We start from the raw sequence: 19781 nt of genomic DNA, 5'->3' as shown, positions 1-19781 counted from the left end.
TGTATGTATCTATGTACAAAGTATTATTAGCAGATGATGAGCATCTTGATCTAGAGGGAATGAAACAGTTTATTCCATGGACTGAATTAGGCCTAGAGGTGGTAGAGGCTGTAAATAATGGATTTGCAGCTTGTGAAGTAATGGAGAGAGAATCAATCGATATTCTGGTTACAGATGTCAATATGCCAAATATGTCTGGGTTGGAGCTTGCTAGAATCGCTATAGATAAGAGGCCAGACATGAGAGTAATCTTTGTAAGTGGTTATCAGGATTTTCATTATGTGAAACAAGCTTTATCTATGAAAGCATGTAGCTATGTGCTTAAGCCTATGGATGATAATGAACTTATCTGTTCCTTGCAGGAGATTATTAAGGATCTTACAACGCAGGAGAAACGCAAAGAAGAGGAAGAACAATATAATCAAATGAAGCCTATGGCGAAGAATGATCTTCTAATCCGTTTATTACAAGGACAGATTGCTTGGGAAGAACCAGATAGTATTACGAAGATTGCAGTATATTATGGACTAGATCAGTTAAAAGGACCTCTTCGCGTAGCTGTGATAGAAATGGATGGCAAGGACCGTAACCAGATAGGAGATACACCATCGATCACAGGGCAGAAGCTTGAAATGTTGACGCAAGAAATCAATAAAGTGATCCTTGAACGCGAGAAAGGATACTGCTTCAGACTGTCTCAATATCGTGTAGCCGTTGTAGTGCAAGGAGAATCGATTAATACTCGCCTGTATGAATTATTTGAGGAATTGACATCCAGGTTATCTCTTGTCGTGACGATTGGGCTTGGAGAAACAGTCGATCATGTATCGCAGGTGCCTAATTCGTATAAGCAGGCCCTTGAAGTATTAGAGGGAGCGTTGTTTTTTGGCAAAGGTGATTTAATCGCTTATGAGGACTTTCATGGGACATCAGAGTTACGTGATATTAAAATGTTAGATCAGCGATTAGAAGCATTATTTAAAGCGATGTCCGAATATGACTTGGTTGGTATTCATGATGAGATTGAGAATTTATTTCAAACCGTATCAACGTTCCGATCGCGCTTTACAATGGTCAATTTAGCCATGTATATCTTATTTAAGTTGGATCAATATTTACATACACTCGATGAAGATTTATTTGATATGTTGGGGATGGAGCTTCATAGTCTTGATATTGTCTTGAAATTTGAGGTGATGGATAATATTCGTTCATGGCTTGTTCGTAAAGTGTTCGAGATTTCCGAGAAAATACGTCATAAAGAAAAATCGAAGAACAGCAAGTTAATTAACGAGATAATGAGTGTCTTAACAGAGAGAATGCATGAGAATATTACCTTAAAGCTTATTGCACAACAATTCTTATTTTCACCCAATTATTTAGGGCATTTGTTTAAAGAGGAAGTTGGGAAAAGCTTTAGTGAAATATTAACTGGGATGAGAATGGAAAGAGCTAGGGAGTTGTTGAAGGACCCTACTGTGAAAATATATGAAGTAGCTAATCAGGTAGGATATCGATATATACCTTACTTTAGTAAGCAATTTAAAGAAGCATTTGGGATGACACCTATGGAGTTCCGCAAAAGAGAATAATGACGGAGGACAATTGATGCAAACACCCGTAGTTCAGAAGAAGCCCAAATATATTCCTTTTGGCTATAAATTAATGCTTACGTATCTTGTATTTGTGATTATCCCCGTGATTGCCATTGGTTTCTTCTCACATTCCATGTATCAAGATTCCATTCGTAAACAGACGAAGAGTAATATTAATGGTACTTTATTGCAGATACGAGATAATATCGAATATAAGATGGGTGATGTAGAGAGGGTATCCTGGATGCTATACCAAGATTATTCTTTAATAACGCAGTTACGTGTCTATGATGAAGGATGGGATAGTTACGAGCGTACTACAAAGATTATATTGCCAAAGTTTGATATAGCGGTAGATGCAACGGGTGTAAATATAGCGATGAACTTATTCTTGGCGAATGATACTCTCCCTGAAGTGTATCAAGGATCATTTGATCATGAGAATCCAGAATTGATGGAACGTAATTATAATTTATATCACCTTAAGCGGATTAAGAATAAAGAATGGTATATTCATTTCCCGCAGGAGGAATATGGGGGAACCATGTTATGGCAGCAGGTAGAGCGGGATGTTGATTTTAATCGTATTTCATTACTTCGTCGTCTAGTAGATAACGTGACTCCCTTGAGCTTGAAGGAAATTGGTTTTATGAGACTAAGCGTAAGTATTGAAGAACTCTTTCAATCGCTGGATTACCGTAAGATTGGTGAGGGTAGTATCTTAGCCATTAAAGATAATCACGGGAAAGTGATGTATCAGTCCGGGGTATTACCGAATGATTTGGAGAATGACGCACTTCAAAGTAACAAATATTTAGCGATTAGTGAAGTTATGAGTAGCCCATCCTGGGAATTGATTGCTTACGTTCCAACGACAATCATGGAACGCGATTCTGCCAAAGTACGAATGTTTGTTATTTTGATCTGCTTCCTATGCTTGATTGTATTTACGATTGCAGGAATGTTTATATCACGTTATTTCTCTATTAGAGTCACCAAAATTGTATCCGTACTGAATGCATTCCGAGAGGGTGATTTACATAAGCGGATGAGTTATAAAGGCAAAGATGAGTTCTCTCAAATTGCGCTAGCACTAAATGAAATGGGGCAAAATATAGACGAACTGATTGAACAAGTATATATCACACAAATTGAGAAGCGAGAAGCAGAGCTGGAGTCACTGCAGGCGCAGATTAACCCGCATTTCTTATACAATACGTTATCATCCATAAGCAGGTTAGCTAAGTTTGGTCAGATTGACAAGTTACAACGTATGGTTCTAGATCTAGCGAAGTTCTATCGACTTTCTTTGAATGAAGGGCGAACATTGATCCCTGTACGTAGTGAATTGGAGCAATCTCAGGCATATGTGGATATTCAGACAACGAAATTCGGTGATGCGGTAAGTATCTATTATGATATTGATCCAGAGATAAGCAAATATGTAACGATCAAATTAATACTTCAACCATTTATAGAGAACGCATTTGAGCATGCATGGTTTGGTGATTCGATTAACCTTAGAATTGTGGGAACAAGGGAAGATAATCATATTGTATTTAAGATTATAGATGATGGCATCGGAATGTCACCGAAGCTAATCAAGGAAATATTTGACCCTGTTGAAGGGTTGAATACGGGATATGGGATTCGCAACGTAAATAGTCGCATTCAGCTTCACTTTGGTTCACAGTATGGGGTGACCATTGGAAGCAGACCGGGGATCGGAACTACCGTACGTATTATTATCCCGGCAGAACTTCCTAATCGCTCATAAAGGTTGCTATAACGAACAAAGATGGTTCCTTTATGATAAAAGGAACCATCTTTGTTCAGCTTGCATCCAATGGATGGAGAGGAAGTTATGATCCGCCTGTACGACGACGTTGATTGGCAGGCTTTTTGTCATTCTGGTTTTTGAATGCTTTGGCAGAACCGGCTTGGAAGCTAGTTGCTTGACCAGGGGCAGACTTTTGTTTCTTTTGTTCTAGTTTCTTTCGAATGGCATCTGCCAGATTTACTTTTGGTGTATCGGTATTATCGCTCATTGAATTACCTCCCTTAGGCTTGTATATTCATTTTAATCGTTTTCTAATTTAGCTACAAGTCATTGTGTAGAACCACCTGTTATTTACCTCACTAGACAGCACAAAACCCCTAAAGTTTGTATTTAGGGGTTTTGTGAAAATCAAACCGTGTTATATCTCTTTAATGTCTATCTCATAAGGAACTGACCTAACTATACATTCCTTGAACGACCTGTGATGAGAGAAATAATAAACAATACAATAAAGATAAAGAATAGAACCTTCGCCATAGTAGCTGCTGCTGCAACGATATTAAAGAAACCAAAGATTCCTGCGATAATTGCTACAACTAATAGTATAATAGACCATCTTAACATATAAAATCACCTTATCCTTTTTCAAATTTTTGTTCTCAAGGAACGTCTTCTTCACATCACCATAAGAAAACTCATAAGTATTTATAAGGTTTCTTGTAGCGTTGTATGTGTTCGTTGTTCCTTCGTATTCGTTCATTAACCCTGACAAATGAAAGTGAAACAATTCAAAAAAAAAAGTTATTCTTGTGTAGAATGTGCATTGAGTTATAATTGGTTCGACTACTTGATCCGTGGTTAATTATAATTAATACAACGATAAAATCAGATAAAAGGAGAGATTACCCTATGATGGAAATTAGCGTACTAATAATAGCACTCGCATTTGCTGTTCTTGTAGTATTTCTTATCAAAACATTAAAAGCTGCTACACAATCATTAGAAAAGACAACACAGATATTACAAGAGGTGAAGAAAACAATTGATGAACTAGGTTACGAAGTGAAACAAACGGTAAGGCAAGCAAACGATATTACGGTAGACCTTCAACATAAGATGAAGCAAATCGATCCAGTCATGGATTCGGTGAACAATCTTGGTGAAATTCTTAGCGAAATTACATTCGCAGGTAAGCAAGTCGCTAGCACATTAATGGATAAAATAACAAAATCAAAGACGAAATCAACCGAACTAGTGGTTGTGCCCCCTACTACAATGACAGAGGGAATCATCCCAACAACCAATCCAATCAATAAGACTTCAAAATTGAAAGATGTCAGTTGGTTAAGGTATGTAGATGTTGCAGCAGATGTATGGAAAAAGTTTCGTTAATTAGCTTGTTTATTCTATAAGAAAATCCATGGAAGTTATTAGAGAGGATGAGAAACATGTTCAAATTTATGTTGGTACTACTTGGATTAGGGCTAGTTTCTCAATGCTCTAATCCTTCAATAGAAATGGATATGGGCAATATGGCTATGGCGCCAGCACCCGTAACTATACATACAGCCGTGTTTGCTGATCAGGTGACTGAACAACAGGTTAGTGATGAAGTTGCTTTTGAGACTGTGAATGGCATTTCCTTGCAAGATCAAATCCAAGACGTATTAACTAAGAAAGGCGAACCCCTAAATATCGAAGAGATTCCAATACTGGGATGTACTGAGTATGAGTATAAGGATGCAACCATTGGAATATGCGATGATTGGGTGAGTTATGTTCATATTGAGAATGATGCAGGAACGTTTATAGTGAATGGTCAACATATTGAGATTAGTGAAAGTGGAATTGCTGAGGCGTTAGGAGCTTCTGAATTTATTGCAGATGATGGAGAAGTGTTTATTAGAGGAGAACAAGCGATTAAAGTATTTAGTGATTCAAAGACGGGGAAGATAGAATTTATCGAGTTTTTTGATAACACATCGTTCTAATTCGTTTCAATTATAATAGACCGGGGTAATACATAAACGAAGCAGAAACTTAAAGGAGAGTGAAGAATATGCAATCAACTCAATTTAATTCTTATGCGAAAGTAGTAGAGAATGGTGTACTAGCAGTACAAGAGGTAAAGCAATTACAAAATTTAGGGTATCAATACGATAATATATTCGTCTTAGCACATGATGAGGATCGTACAGAGCGTATTGTAGAGACAGCAGATGCGAATGAGATTGGAATGAAGGAAGAAGGCATGATGGAAACATTAGCTAATCTATTTCGTTCTCGTGGAGACGAGCTAAGAGCGAAGATCACTTCTTTCGGTTTTACAGATAGTGAAGCTGATTTCTATGAACAAGAACTAGATCTAGGTAAAGTGCTCGTTATTGCAAAGAAATAACAACTTGATATAGTAAAGTTATTAGTTTTAAAAATATAGATAAGGAGTGGGAGTTCTGTCCATTTCTTATCTATATTTTTTGAATTAATGTTACTATAATAATAGCATGTTAACAAAGGAGCTAATTATGAGCATATTACTAGTAGATGACAATCCAACGAATGTCATTATTATACGTGAGATATTGAAAAGAGAAGGCTACGTAGATGTTGTTAAAGCTTTATCTGCTCAAGAGATGTTCGAAGTACTAGGAATAAACAATTATCCTGATGAAGTTAACTCAGAGTATGTCGATATAGATTTGATTCTTCTAGATATGATGATGCCTGAGATTGATGGCATTCAAGCATGTCGTATTGTACAGCAATATAATCATCTTAAAGACATTCCTATCATTATGGTCACAGCTGTTGGAGATTCAAAGAAACTTGCTGAGGCATTAGACAGTGGTGCGGTAGATTACGTAACCAAGCCAATTAACAAAGTGGAATTAATGGCGAGAATTCGACTAGCATTGCGTTTAAAGAAAGAGAATGATTGGCATAAAGAAAGAGATAAACGTATTCAGGAAGAACTTAGGTTAGCTTCAATGGTTCAGAATGCGGTATTAAGTTCTCCTATTATAGATGACTTATTTCAAGTACATGCTCTTTATCAACCTTCCGAAGAATTGGCGGGTGATCTATATGCCTGGTATCCGCTTAAGAATGGACGATATGGTGTTATTCTGCTTGATATGATGGGTCATGGTATTTCATCTTCATTAGTCTGCATGTTCATTTCTTCCGTATTAAAAGATACAATCACAACATTTGAAGAACCTGAGGCTGTAATCCATGAACTGAATAGACGAATGAATCAACTTCATATTGAGAATGAACTCACACAGTATTACTTTACAGCAATCTATTTAGTAATAGATCCACATAGACAACGAATTGATTATGTAAATGCGGGTCATCCGCCAGCACTTTTTTTCCACGCAGAGGATAACGTGGTGATGTTCCATCAGAGTTGTTGCCCTGTAGGACTATTCGATAAGATTGAGGTGCAGCAAAACAGCATTCAGTATAAAGAAGATAGTCATCTCGCATTGTATACAGATGGATTGATGGAGATTGTAGATGGGGATCATGATCAACAAATGGATTTTTTGATAGGACATTTAAAAGATCATCAGGAATGGAATGAAGAAGCGATGCAACAAGCTTTCTTTAATGTTGAAATACAATCAGAACGTGAAGATGATAAATGTTTAGTATGGATTTCGCTTAAGAAAGGAGATTCACCAGAATGAAATTAAAGACAAAGTTAATATTGGGGTTCGGTGCCCTTATGGCCATATTACTCGTGATGACGATGGTCGGATTTGACCGCTTAGAATTCATGAATAAACAAATAAATCGCGTCTATGAAGAAAGATATATACAGGTGCGTAATTCTAACGGAATGCGTGGAGAAGTAAATAATGCATCACGACAATTAGTAAACATTCTTCTTAATAATAAGGATTCAACTCAAAGCTTAGAATCACAACAGAAGCTGGCTACAACAATGTCTAAGGGTGAAAATTTATTAAAGGAAATAACTAAGGGTACAAAGACTATACAAGAAGAACAAATGCTTATTCGTGTACAATCGGCTTGGGAACAATTCTCATCCTATCAACGACTAGAATTAGAATTGATAGCTGCGGGTAAGATGGAAGAAGCGAGGAAGTATCATGTAACAGAAGGTATTCCTTTACAGGTAGAAGCTTTGGATAGTTTGAATGCATTAGCTAGCTACATGGACCGAATGGTTGATGAAGAGATGATTATGGTGAATGCGGCGCATAAACGCTCTGTTCAAATGACATCTAGTATCATGGTTGCAGGATTACTGTTAGGCTTGGGCATTATTATGTGGATTATTCCTAGCATTACTAAAGGTCTGAATACAGTCAATATGATGATTCGTAGCTTCGGTAACGGTCGGATGCGCACGATTCGGCGTCTGAAGATCACTTCTAAGGATGAAATTGGCCAAGTCGCACAGGTGTTTAAGCAGATGGCTGAGAACCTTGAGGAACAACAAATCATGGAGAAGAATTATTTGCAGGCCCAAAAAGATCAGAGCTGGCTTGATTCGCATACCAGTAAAGTAACAGAATTGCTACGTGGTGTGAATACATTGGAAGATATCTCACATACCTTTATCAGCGAATTCACACCTATATTAGGTGCACATTATGGTGCGGTGTATTTGAAGAAAGATGAGGGATTATCAGATCGATTATACAGATATGGAACATATGCTGCGTCTGAAGAGATATTAAGTAAAGATTCATTTGTCATAGGGGAGGGGCTATTAGGTCAGAGTGTATTAGATAGACGACCACTGTATATGGATAACATTCCGGATGAATATGTATCTATTGAATCAGGACTTGGATTTGCTTCGCCTAATAGTATTATGATCTACCCAATTGTGTTTGAAGATGCATTGTTAGGTGTTGTCGAATTAGCATCTTTCGGAAGCTTCACATCTATGCATCGACAGTTAATGAATCAACTATCAGGTAATTTAGGGATCGTTATTAATAATATTCTTCATAGAATGAGTGTGGAGAACCTATTGGAAGAATCTCAGGCATTGACCGAAGAATTGCAATGCCAATCAGAAGAACTACAAACACAACAAGAGGAATTACGTCATTCTAATGAGCATTTAGAAGAGCACGCTTCAGCACTTAAGAGGTCTGAGGAATTGTTACAGAGTCAGCAAGAAGAGCTTGAACAGTATAATACGGAGTTAGTCGCTAAGACACGAACGATGAAAGAACAGATGGAAGAGCTAGAAGAAAAGAATTACCAAATTGAAAAGACAAGTAATAAATTAGAACAACAGGCTGTACAACTAGCACTGACTAGTAAATATAAATCCGAGTTTCTAGCTAACATGTCCCATGAATTGAGAACACCTCTTAACAGTCTTCTTATTCTTTCACAATTATTAACAGAGAATAAGGATGGCAATCTTACGGATAAACAAACGGAATATGCTCAAACGATCTATATGTCAGGGACAGATCTACTCAAAATGATTGATGAAATTCTGGATTTGTCGAAAGTGGATGCAGGGAAGATGGAGATTAATTATGACACAATAGCTCCAAAAGATATCAATAATTTCATTCAGCGTAACTTCTCACCATTAATTGAAAAGACAGATATTGAACTTGATATACAATTCGGTGAAGGTTTGCCTGAGAAATTCATTACAGATAGACATCGTGTGAAGCAGATTCTTCGTAATTTGTTTACCAATGCATTCAAGTTTACAAGTCGTGGTCGTATTAGCTTTAGTATGAATACAGTACCAACGCATCAAGTTCCACGTCATCTTAAGAAAGATTTAGATTATATTGCATTATCCGTAAGAGATACAGGTATTGGGATTCCTGATGATAAAAGAGATTTAATATTTGAGGCTTTTCAGCAAGTGGATGGAACAACGAGCCGTAAATATGGAGGCACAGGGCTAGGGCTTTCAATCAGTCGCGAGTTAGCACTTCTGCTTGGAGGTCATATAGGTCTTGAATCAACAGAAGGTATTGGAAGCTGTTTCACACTATATTTGCCTGTACTTGCCTCCGAAGAGGCATTTAAAGGAGAGATAGAAGCTGCTGCAGTATCTAATTCAGAATCCTCTTTAACGAATATCATTCAGAGCTATGATACCAATTTTCTTTCGACTAGGAAAGTGAATGTGACTGGATTGAATCCAGTCCCTATCTTGGATGACCGTGATTCTATTGAAGAGACAGATAATGTATTGCTAATTATCGAAGATGATTTGAAGTTCGCAAATATATTGATTGAGATGGCAAGAGAACGTGGCTTCAAGACATTACTTGCCACACAGGGAGATACGGGATTGGGAATGGCACAACAGTATCTACCTAACGCAATTATTCTAGATATTCAACTTCCGGTCATGGATGGATGGTCTATCCTAGGTATGCTCAAGAACTCATCATTGACTCGACATATCCCTGTGCATATCGTTTCGGTGGTCGATGAAGTAAGACAAGGATTGCGTATGGGGGCTATTGCTTATCTTCAGAAACCTACCTCTAAGAATGCGCTTGAAGGAGCTTTTTTACACATTAAATCATTTGCGGAGAAATCATTAAAGCAATTATTAATTGTTGAAGATGATGAGATGCAACGTAATGAAATGGTTCAATTAGTTCTTCATGATGATGTATCGATTACAACGGTGAGTACTGGTGAAGAAGCGTTAGAACAACTTCGTACGCAGACATATGATTGTATGGTTCTGGATTTGGCCCTCAAAGGTATGACGGGTTTTGAACTTCTCGATTGTATCAAAGAAGATAAACAATTAAGGAATTTACCAATCATTATATATACAAGCAATGAATTAAACTCTATCGAAGAGATGGCATTACGTAAATATACGGAATCAACCATTATTAAAGATGTCAGATCACCTGAAAGGTTATTAGACGAGACGACCTTATTTCTACATCGAATCGAAGCGGATCTACCAGAAGATAAACGCGAAATACTGCAGAAGCTTCATAATAAAGAAGCTATTTTTGAGGATAAGAAAATATTGCTAGTCGATGATGATATAAGGAATGTATTTGCTCTTTCAAGTGTGCTGGAGAGTTATCATATGAAAGTTGTATTTGCAGAGAATGGAAAAGAAGCATTAGCCATTCTTGATGAACAATCAGATTTCGATCTTGTCTTAATGGATATGATGATGCCAGAAATGGATGGGTATGAGGCTATGCGTCAAATCAGAAAGAACGAGAAATTCCAAAGGCTACCTATCATTGCATTAACAGCCAAGGCAATGAAAGAAGATCGTGCTAAATGTGTAGAAGCGGGTGCTTCCGATTATGTGAAGAAGCCAATTCAAACAGAACAACTACTCTCATTGATGCGTGTGTGGTTATATTCTTAAATGGCAACAAATTAAGGAAGTAGGTATTATAATGAGCAAATGGAAGAGTCCGAAAGATGAATATGATAGTCTAAACTCCATAGACTCTGAAAGAGAGAATATCGAATTAGACTTATTGTTGGATGGAATGCACCGATTATATGGTCATGACTTTAGAGATTATGCCCCTCCTTCAATAAGAAGGAGGATACGCAACTTCATGAATTTACATGATTTAAGCAGTATTTCTGCTCTTCAGGAGAGAGTACTACATGATCGTGGGACATTTGAGCGTTTAGTGCAAAGTATATCTATATCGGTGACGGAGATGTTCAGGGATGCCGAGGTATTCAAGTCATTCCGAAAGAATGTCGTACCGATTCTGCGCAACTATCCATTTATTCGTATTTGGCATGCTGGATGTTCTACAGGTGAAGAAGTGTATTCCATGGCCATCTTATTATATGAAGAAGGGCTGTACGATAAGACGCGTATATATGGAACAGATATGAATAGTCAGGCATTGAAACAAGCGCAATCGGGCATATTCGATATTGAGAAAATGAAATTATATACAAAGAATTATCTAGATGCAGGTGGAACGGATTCCTTTTCTGAATATTACACAGCGAAGTATAACTCGGTGATATTGAAACCGTTCATCCAAAAGAACATCACTTTCTCAGAACATAATCTGGTGACAGATCGTTCATTTAACGAATTCAACGTGATCTTATGTCGAAATGTGATGATATACTTCAACGATACGCTAAGAAATCGAGTTCATGGACTATTCCATGAAAGCTTAGATCCCAATGGTATATTGATGTTAGGCTCCAAGGAATCCATTAAATATACCAAGTATGGTAGGTCTTATGAGACCTTAGATCGTGTAAATAAAATTTATCGTAAAATAAAATAGGAATAGGAGGTAGGTCTGTTGAGTGTTATTGAATCAGTTCATATTCTGCTAGTAGATGATCGTCCAGAAAATTTCCTCGCGCTCGAAGCAGTTCTTGGCAACGAGCAATATATTCTTATCAAGGCAAACTCAGGAGAAGAGGCGTTAAGGTGCCTCTTGAAGAATGAGTTTGCTGTTATTATCATGGATGTGCAAATGCCCGGTATGGACGGAATTGAGACGGCAAGAATAATTAAAGCCAGGGATAAGACGAAGGAAATCCCTATTATTTTTGTTTCTGCGAATAACAAAGAGGCTGAACATTTATTTGCAGGCTATTCCGCGGGCGCAATAGATTATATGGTTAAACCGTTTATCCCACGAATTTTAAAGTCTAAAGTTGAGGCATTCGTGAATATGTATTTAACGAGTAAGAAATACAAGAATCAAACCTTCTTACTCCAACAAAAGACGCGTGAATTAGAAAAGATTAATGAGGAACTCATTATCGCCAAGGAAGATGCTGAAGTATCAGCAAATGCCAAAACAGAATTCCTAGCGATGATGAGCCATGAGATTAGAACACCTATGAATGGTGTTATAAGCATGATAGATTTGTTGATGGAGACGGATCTGCAAGGTGAGCAAAGGGAATATTCTGAGATCATTCGTAAGAGTGCTGATTCATTGGTTGCAGTCATCAACGACGTCTTGGACTTCTCGAAGATGGAATCGGGCAAGATGGAACTAGAAGAACATCCCTTCGAGCTGATATCCTGTGTCCAAGAAGTATTCAGTCTATTCTCTGTAGAAGCAGGAAAGAAACAGTTAGAACTGGATTACTTCATGGACGAAGATATTCCTCAATTGATCTACGGAGATATGAATAGATTGCGTCAAGTGCTAATCAATTTAATATCGAATGCGATCAAATTCACTAGTAAGGGAGGCGTATACCTCGTCATCTCTCTACTACAGAATAATGAGGAAAATCTTATGCTAGAGTTCACTGTCAAGGATTCAGGCATCGGAATTCTAGAAGAAAAAATAGAGCTATTATTCATCCCATTTTCCCAATTGGATTCTTCTATGAACCGTAAATATGGCGGTACTGGATTAGGTCTTGCCATATCGAAATCGATGGTTGAAATGATGGGTGGAGAGATTCGAGCTGAATCCATGGGATTGGAAGGTGCGAATTTTATATTCACCATTGCAGCGAAGCATGTAGATGAGGATGATCGAATATTATATTTTGAAGACCGTCCAAGACTATCTCAATCCAATAGAGGGCATTTAGAGGCTAGTGTACTCATTGTAGATAATCATCCTGCGGACCAAAAGCTAATGGTTAGTATGTTATATAAATTGGGTATGACAGCAGATATAGCAAAGGATGCTACCCAAGCGGTCGAATTGATAAATAAACATAAAGGATATGACATCATATTTCTGGATTTAGATATACCTGAAGTAGATGGATCAGATCTCGCGACTACGATCCGCAATGCTACTCTAGAAGAAGGAACACCATCAGTAATTATTGCATTAGTATCGGAGCAGATGACCAATGGTAGACAATATTGCTCGAGAACGGGAATGGATAATCATATTACGAAACCGCTGAATATGTGCAGTATGCAAAGGTTAATCTCCATGTATAGAAATCGATTGAAAATATATTCCAAGATATAACATGAATAATTATGATTCAACTTGTTTGAAATAGGGTTATATGATTTAAGTAAAAGATGATTTTTTGGGAGGGTATATTATGAATACGAATAAAACAGAGAAATTCAATGCAAGGGTTGAGACTATAGAAGGTCAATCTACAGTGTACCTTACTGGTGAACTTGATCTATCCGTTTCCACAGACTTTCGCGTTGTGATGGAACCGTTAATAAGTAATTCGGATATCGATCTTATTGTCAATATGAATGAATTGAAATACATAGATAGTACCGGTATCGGTATTTTATTATCTATTTTAAAAACACGACATAGCATGAGTTCTAAGTTTAAAGTAGTAGAAATACCTCAACAAATCCAAAAATTATTTGATATGACAGGTATTGCTAAGTTTTTTGAGGCTGAAGAGAAAAATGTATAGAAAGGAACTAACAATCAATGAGTAGTGAAATTCAAAAAGTTGTAATTACCTTGCCAGCTAAAGCTGAGTTTGTGGATATTGTAAGATTAAATTTGTATGGCATTTCTTCGAATATGGGTTTTTCGTATGAAGAAATCGAAGATATGAAAGTTGCTGTATCAGAAGCATGTAATAATGCAGTTCTCCATGCTTATAGGCAGCAGGAGGGCACAGTAGAAGTGACCTTTGAAATCAATAGAGATAACTTAACGATCACTGTTAAAGATCACGGTGAAAGCTTCGAGAATGTCGATGTGAAATCAGAAGATAAAACCTTACACCATAAAGAACTAGATGAAATAGAAATCGGCGGATTAGGATTCTATCTGATGCAAGCTCTTATGGATGATGTAAATGTTGAGTCACATGCTGGGAAGGGTACCGAGGTTACACTAAGTAAACGAATTATGAGAAGTGAGGAAGCTGTATGAGTAATAAAGATGCTCTCTCAGAGTCTATGAATGATGCCATAGGTATGATTCTAGAATATCAAGAGACACAAGATAACGATATTGCTACGCTCCTTATTAAGAAATATCAACCTATGGTCAAGATGGCTTCGAGTAAAATTTCTCGAAATCGTCCTGATCTATACGAGGACTTATTTCAAGTAGGGCAGATGGCATTAATTCGTTTGTTCAAACAATATGATGTTAGTCTGGGGATTCCATTTGAACCCTATGCGATGAAAAGTATTATTGGACATATGAAGAATTATTTGCGCGATAAATCATGGTATATCCAAGTTCCTCGAAGGATTAAGGAGAAAGGAGCACTCGTTCAGAATGCCATCGATGTCCTAACCGTAGACTTTGAACGATCACCTAGTGTTCGGGAGATCTCCGATTATTTAGATCTTACGGAAGAAGAGACGATTGAGGTGTTGGCAGGTCGAGAATGTTATCATTATGTATCCTTGGATTCACCGCTCTCCCAAGAAGAGTCCGGCGCAACCATTGGTGATATATTAAGTGATGACGTTAGTGATTACGATTCCATTGAGAAACGTATGGATTTACAAGAAGCTCTAAGTCAGTTGAAGGAACAAGAACAGAAAGTGTTGTTACTTGCCTTCCAAGATGGAGAATCACAACGATCCATTGCTAACCAATTAGGTATTTCACAAATGAGTGTATCAAGAATTCAGAAGAGAGCAACGGATAGACTTAAAGAAATTATGTCTCATTCATCGTTATAAGATGGGAACAATGAACCAAGATATTACGATACAAATTATATGTACATTCGGTAGGACATACCCATAATTCTTGTAACAGAGAAAAAATGGGTATGTCCTTTTTGATAGAAAGGATGTTCGCTAATGGACAATAAACAGCAGCACAATCATTATTGCTTAACTACTTTTCCATGTGATTGGCAATGGCATGATATTGTGGTGGATGATTGGGCCTCACCCGAAATTCAAAAGATTCGCATGGATTGCCCATATACTAAGGAGTGGCTAGACATACTCCCAGAACTTGACTCTAATTATATTAGTGTTCGCTTCCCCGATGATAGTGAAGATCCTAGCATCTTTGGTACGATGGTCTATTGCAAGGACTGGTCAAACACTCATAAAAAGCGTCATGTGCTGCGTTGTCATTATTTTGTTTATAAGAAAACCTTGATTACTATCAACTTAGATGACGAGACAAGAGAGACATTAAATAACAAAAACAGAAAAACGATGCTGGAACAATGTCAAGAACCCATGGAAGGGGTATTCGTAATCGAATGGACGATCCTACATTATCTACATCAAGGTATGGATAGGTATGAGAGTAACTTGCGTAAGTTAGAGCATCAAATGGAACATAATAATCATCGATATGTCATGGATGAAATTCTAACCTCACGATATGAATTGCTCTTTCTTAGTAATTTGTCCATATCGTTTCAGGAATTAATTAGTGCTACACATGAAGGCTATCATGACAAATTTAAAGATAATCGATTCTACAATCAGTTATATTACAGAGTAGAAAGAATGGACCATCTTGTGAAGCATTATAACGATGAGATAGACACTTTAATATCGATTGATAATGCAGTGTCATCTTTTAGAGGTAATGAGATTATGAAAACTTTAACCATCTTGACAGCTATATTTACACCGGCATCTGTACTAGGGGCAATATGGGGAATGAACTTTGATGTGATTCCCTTTTCCGAAATACCCTGGGGCTTTGTAGGCATGATGGGGATGATAGGATTGACATCTGCAATTATGTATCTGTGGATGTATAGGAAGGGATGGACGGGAGATTTACTAAGAGCCAAGTCTAAGAAGGGCCATTTAGAATAAGTGTTTAGTAATTAGTATAGAAATAGCCTGAAGAATCTAATCTAGTATAGATTCTTCAGGCTATTTCTATGTTTTGCAGGTATGAGAGATTATTTATAAGCTTCAATATACTTTTGTAAGTCTCCTATATATTGACCAATAAGTGGTAGATCAACGAATTTACTCATGATAAATCCTAGAAGACCTAGAACAACAAACGTACCGATAGATAATCCCAAACCACGCGCTAGACCTGCAGTGAAATTGGTAATGATTCTTCTTTTGGGATTGTTGTAGTTCTCAATGACATCTTTAAATTCAATTTTGTCGAGCATATCAGCTATTCGGTCTAAACGAGAATTAAGATGTTTAACTTCATGCCTGAGTTCGAAAGGGTGTTCATCTATTTCATAGTTGGGAGTTCTTGTTTTCGTCATAAGGGGTCCTACTTTCTATTCTAATAATGGTGGAGAATACGGGTTGATACACAAATAGCCAGCTAAAGAAGCTGGCTATTTGTGTGACAACAAACTACTTATAGCTTTGTAGAATTGAGCTCTTTATTAACATCTTTGGCTGCATCTTTAGAACTATCTATAATATCCTTGGATGCCTTAGACACTTCATCAGATACATCAGATGCTGAACTTCTTACAGATTCGACAACATGCTGCGTGCCTTCCATAACACTCTTAGCGACATCAGAGGATTTAGTAGAGACATTCTTAGCTAACTCTGAAGCTTTGTCACTAACAACAGTCGCAACTTCTTTGGTCTTATCCGTAGCAAGTGACAACTTATCACCTAAATCTCCACGAAGTTCAACACCAGGCTTCGGAGCGAATAGTAGTGCCGCAGCCGCACCAAGTAAACCACCAATTAATGCACCTTTTAAGAACGTATTATTACCTTCAACTGAACAGTTATTATTTTCTTTACTCATCTTAAATCACTCCTTAGTTATAGTTGGTTATAGATTGTAAATGTACATCGAATATTTATGCAGCACGTCTGAATAAACGGCTGAGGATACCTAGAAGGAATACAAATATTGCTGTTCCTAAAATAGCGGGTATTACGGCGAATCCTCCAATTTGAGGACCCCAACTTCCGAATAAAGATGCACCTATCCAAGCGCCTACAAATCCGGCAACCATAGCTCCAATCCATCCTCCTGGCATGTTATTACCCACGATTGCATCGCCAATGAATCCTATGATTATAGCCATAATGATACTAATAATTATACCCCACATACTCATGACCTCCTTCTTTTCAATGCGAACTTGTTGGTCGTCTTTCTTACTTGGTATTTAAACTAAAGCAAGAAAGATGAATCACAGTTGATAAGATAATCATCAAAAAGAAACTGACGAAAACGGAATCATTTAATAGAAGGAAAAAAATTTGGTTGTCATAAATAATTATTTGAATGATTGAAGAGTTATATTGGCGGGTATGTAATAAGAAAGAAATCTAGATGAACCACTTACGTAAAATATGGAGGTGTATGAAATGATTAAAATAGTAACTTCAGCAGAGCGTCATACTTCAGAGAAGGGTTGGATTCAAAGCGATTTTAGCTTTTCTTTCTCAGACTATGAAGACCCAAGCAATTCACACTTTGGTTGTTTATTAGCCCACAATGATAATATATTACAACCGGAGAAAGGTTTCCGTAAACATCCACATCATGATTTAGAAATTGTGAGTTATGTCATCTCAGGGACATTACAGCATGAAGACGACTTAGGAAATCTACACTTACTAGAAGAAGGTACAGTTCAAGTGATGAGTGCTGGAACTGGACTTAGTCACTCCGAGCATAATCCATCCAAGACAGATCCTGTACGTTTTTTACAAATGTGGTTCCTGCCATCCGATCCGTTGCTTCAACCGAGATGGGAACATAACATGATAGATCGAAAAGCGAGATTGAATAATTGGAAACCTGTTGTTATAGGTAATGATAAGAATCAAGAAGATAAAGAAACATTACGTATTCATCAAGATGTTTCGATGTACTTACCTATTTTAGAGACAGGTAAAGAACTTACTTTTCCTCAAAAAGATGAAAGAAGAACGCATATATTCCTCATCTCTGGAAACATTGAAATTCAATGTAATGATGGAAGCTTCCAATTGGAAGCGGGGGATGCTGCTAGAATTCATAAATCATGTGATCTGATTATAAAAGGAAATAGTAGCGAAGGGCAATCTGAGTTTATTCTGGTAGACCTTCCATAATCATAGAAACCTCCTATCATTAATGATAGGAGGTTTCTATGAAATAAATCAATGCATTAGGATTGGCGACGTAAACGTCCTAGTTCCGATACCAAAGATTCAACTTCGGATATACTTAGGTTTTGCTTTTTCATAACTAAATCATACACGTCTTGAATATCTTCGTACTGATCTACCGAAAAGGCAGAAGATTGCATAGCAGCCCCGCTTGCCATTCTTAATTTAGTTTTAATCTTATCAATCATAAATTCGATATTTTCTGGTGTTTTTTCTGATAAATTCATAAGATGAAATCATCCTCTCTTATATGCAAGTCTGCTTATTGTATTGTAACATGTCTATGTGCACTGCACCATTCTCAAGTAGCATATTCGTCTATAACCTTATTAATTGGGTTAATAATATATAAGAAACCAACAGAAAGAAGGATGTACGATGGAGAAAGTAATATGCAATGGCAATAACATTAGTTATAGAGAGCAGGGGCAGGGAGAACCTGTAGTGCTATTACATGGATTTTGTGGGAGTTCTCAGTACTGGGATGAAGTCGTATCTTTATTAGCAGATGAATATCGATGTATTATTCCGGATTTAAGAGGACATGGCGAATCGGATGCGCCTACAGGTGCATACACTGTAGAAGATATGGCAGAAGATGTTGTTTGTTTGATGGATGAACTGGAGCTACCTACTACATTCTTGTTAGGTCATTCCCTAGGAGGATATATCACCCTCGGGGTTGCAGAACAATATGAGTCTCGCCTAAAGGGTTTTGGACTTATACACTCAACTGCATTTGCGGATAGTGAAGAAGTGAAGGCCAAACGATTACAGAGCGTAAGTACAGTTCAAACACAAGGAATAACAACGTTGATCGACAACTTGATTCCAACGTTATTTGCTCCTGATCATGTTCATACACATCCAGAATTTATAAATAAAGCTAAAGAGATTGGATATAAGACACCGCCACATGGTGCTATAGGGGTTACTATAGCTATGCGTGAACGTCCTGATCGTAGGCATGTCCTTGTCGAGACTGATCTTCCATTGTTGCTCGTTGCAGGAAAGGAAGATGGTATTATCCCTGTTGAACGGACATTTACAGTTGATCGACCCAATGTAATGCAAGTGATTATTGAGAATGCTGGGCATATGAGTATGATGGAAGCACCAGATGAATTGGCTCGGCATATAAAGGCCTATTTACAGAATGTGCAATAAGATGAATCAGATGTGATTATCAATATATGTATATTGGACGACAGTGTTAAATCTGGGGCTGTCCCAAAAGTAGATTATCTACAAGGGATGATGGATTCTCTTCATTCTCAAAATAATAAAAGTCAAAGAGCAGCGATTCTTCCGTTATTGGAGGATCGCTGCTCTGCATTTTTGATCCATTGTGGCTTGTTTCAGTAGATTATGGGCAAGTGAAAGCCAACCGACCTCAAGCGTCACT

General features: G+C 37.4%; 21 protein-coding genes. 15 read left to right on the top strand and 6 right to left on the bottom strand.

Annotated elements, in window-relative coordinates; all coding sequences use genetic code 11:
- Positions 1–11 precede the first annotated feature (11 nt).
- Both ACH8E3_RS13460 and ACH8E3_RS13455 read left to right on the top strand, forming a co-directional pair.
- The gene (locus ACH8E3_RS13460; RefSeq protein WP_458633155.1) at positions 12–1592 is read left to right on the top strand and encodes a response regulator; all 1581 of its coding nucleotides are present in this window, start codon (positions 12–14) and stop codon (positions 1590–1592) included.
- Between the two features lie 16 nt (positions 1593–1608).
- The gene (locus tag ACH8E3_RS13455; protein WP_458633154.1) at positions 1609–3372 is read left to right on the top strand and encodes a sensor histidine kinase; all 1764 of its coding nucleotides are present in this window, start codon (positions 1609–1611) and stop codon (positions 3370–3372) included.
- An 85-nt stretch (positions 3373–3457) separates the two neighbouring features.
- Here ACH8E3_RS13455 and ACH8E3_RS13450 read toward each other — a convergent pair whose 3' ends face one another.
- Together ACH8E3_RS13450 and ACH8E3_RS13445 are read right to left on the bottom strand one after the other, a co-directional pair.
- Positions 3458–3643 (bottom strand): hypothetical protein, encoded by a 186-nt coding sequence (locus ACH8E3_RS13450; protein WP_458633153.1) that lies wholly within the window; start codon positions 3641–3643, stop codon positions 3458–3460.
- A gap of 191 nt (positions 3644–3834) precedes the next feature.
- On the bottom strand, positions 3835–3999 hold the full coding sequence (locus ACH8E3_RS13445) for a DUF1328 domain-containing protein (protein WP_458633152.1): 165 nt from the start codon (positions 3997–3999) through the stop codon (positions 3835–3837).
- A gap of 285 nt (positions 4000–4284) precedes the next feature.
- Between ACH8E3_RS13445 and ACH8E3_RS13440 the strand changes: the two genes are divergently transcribed.
- The 11 genes from ACH8E3_RS13440 to ACH8E3_RS13390 all read left to right on the top strand — a co-directional run bounded on the left by ACH8E3_RS13440 (position 4285) and on the right by ACH8E3_RS13390 (position 16093).
- Positions 4285–4767: a DUF948 domain-containing protein gene (locus ACH8E3_RS13440; RefSeq protein WP_458633151.1), complete on the top strand. Its 483-nt coding sequence runs from the start codon at positions 4285–4287 to the stop codon at positions 4765–4767.
- 56 nt (positions 4768–4823) lie between these two features.
- Positions 4824–5366: a hypothetical protein gene (locus ACH8E3_RS13435; RefSeq protein WP_458633150.1), complete on the top strand. Its 543-nt coding sequence runs from the start codon at positions 4824–4826 to the stop codon at positions 5364–5366.
- Between the two features lie 68 nt (positions 5367–5434).
- Entirely contained in the window at positions 5435–5773 is a 339-nt protein-coding gene (locus ACH8E3_RS13430) for a general stress protein (RefSeq protein WP_458633149.1), read from the top strand.
- Between the two features lie 127 nt (positions 5774–5900).
- The gene (locus ACH8E3_RS13425) at positions 5901–7070 is read left to right on the top strand and encodes a PP2C family protein-serine/threonine phosphatase (protein ID WP_458633148.1); all 1170 of its coding nucleotides are present in this window, start codon (positions 5901–5903) and stop codon (positions 7068–7070) included.
- Positions 7067–10753, top strand: coding sequence for a response regulator (locus tag ACH8E3_RS13420; protein WP_458633147.1), 3687 nt, complete (start codon positions 7067–7069; stop codon positions 10751–10753). Before ACH8E3_RS13425 ends, ACH8E3_RS13420 begins: the two co-directional genes overlap by 4 nt.
- Positions 10754–10784: 31 nt before the next feature.
- On the top strand, positions 10785–11654 hold the full coding sequence (locus tag ACH8E3_RS13415) for a CheR family methyltransferase (protein WP_458633146.1): 870 nt from the start codon (positions 10785–10787) through the stop codon (positions 11652–11654).
- Positions 11655–11672: 18 nt separating this feature from the next.
- Positions 11673–13328 (top strand): response regulator, encoded by a 1656-nt coding sequence (locus tag ACH8E3_RS13410; protein ID WP_458633145.1) that lies wholly within the window; start codon positions 11673–11675, stop codon positions 13326–13328.
- 79 nt (positions 13329–13407) lie between these two features.
- Positions 13408–13746: an STAS domain-containing protein gene (locus ACH8E3_RS13405; RefSeq protein WP_458633144.1), complete on the top strand. Its 339-nt coding sequence runs from the start codon at positions 13408–13410 to the stop codon at positions 13744–13746.
- A 17-nt stretch (positions 13747–13763) separates the two neighbouring features.
- Positions 13764–14216, top strand: coding sequence for an anti-sigma B factor RsbW (gene rsbW / locus ACH8E3_RS13400; protein WP_458633143.1), 453 nt, complete (start codon positions 13764–13766; stop codon positions 14214–14216).
- A complete protein-coding gene (locus ACH8E3_RS13395) occupies positions 14213–14983 on the top strand; it encodes a sigma-70 family RNA polymerase sigma factor (protein WP_458633142.1) in 771 nt (256 codons plus the stop codon). The genes rsbW and ACH8E3_RS13395 overlap by 4 nt, the downstream gene beginning before the upstream one ends.
- 123 nt (positions 14984–15106) lie before the next feature.
- Entirely contained in the window at positions 15107–16093 is a 987-nt protein-coding gene (locus ACH8E3_RS13390; RefSeq protein WP_458633141.1) for a magnesium transporter CorA family protein, read from the top strand.
- Between the two features lie 89 nt (positions 16094–16182).
- On the opposite strand, the gene ACH8E3_RS13385 is transcribed toward ACH8E3_RS13390, so the two are convergent.
- The 3 genes from ACH8E3_RS13385 to ACH8E3_RS13375 all read right to left on the bottom strand — a co-directional run bounded on the left by ACH8E3_RS13385 (position 16183) and on the right by ACH8E3_RS13375 (position 17328).
- Positions 16183–16509: a DUF5665 domain-containing protein gene (locus ACH8E3_RS13385; protein WP_458633140.1), complete on the bottom strand. Its 327-nt coding sequence runs from the start codon at positions 16507–16509 to the stop codon at positions 16183–16185.
- A gap of 98 nt (positions 16510–16607) precedes the next feature.
- Positions 16608–17015, bottom strand: a complete 408-nt coding sequence (locus ACH8E3_RS13380; RefSeq protein WP_458633139.1) for a YtxH domain-containing protein — start codon at positions 17013–17015, stop codon at positions 16608–16610.
- A gap of 55 nt (positions 17016–17070) precedes the next feature.
- Entirely contained in the window at positions 17071–17328 is a 258-nt protein-coding gene (locus ACH8E3_RS13375; protein ID WP_458633138.1) for a GlsB/YeaQ/YmgE family stress response membrane protein, read from the bottom strand.
- A 259-nt stretch (positions 17329–17587) separates the two neighbouring features.
- Between ACH8E3_RS13375 and ACH8E3_RS13370 the strand changes: the two genes are divergently transcribed.
- On the top strand, positions 17588–18319 hold the full coding sequence (locus tag ACH8E3_RS13370; RefSeq protein WP_458633137.1) for a pirin family protein: 732 nt from the start codon (positions 17588–17590) through the stop codon (positions 18317–18319).
- Positions 18320–18375: 56 nt separating this feature from the next.
- Here the strand turns inward: ACH8E3_RS13370 and ACH8E3_RS13365 are convergent, their stop codons facing one another.
- Positions 18376–18603 carry a DUF1128 domain-containing protein gene (locus ACH8E3_RS13365; RefSeq protein ID WP_458633136.1) on the bottom strand — a complete coding sequence of 76 codons (228 nt, stop codon included), beginning with the start codon at positions 18601–18603 and terminating at the stop codon, positions 18376–18378.
- A gap of 151 nt (positions 18604–18754) precedes the next feature.
- Here ACH8E3_RS13365 and ACH8E3_RS13360 point away from each other — a divergent pair, with 151 nt between their 5' ends.
- Entirely contained in the window at positions 18755–19543 is a 789-nt protein-coding gene (locus tag ACH8E3_RS13360) for an alpha/beta fold hydrolase (RefSeq protein ID WP_458633135.1), read from the top strand.
- Positions 19544–19781: the final 238 nt, after the last annotated feature.

The sequence above is a fragment of the Paenibacillus sp. CMAA1364 genome (assembly GCF_054373195.1).
This window is presented reverse-complemented; position numbering and strand designations above follow the sequence as displayed.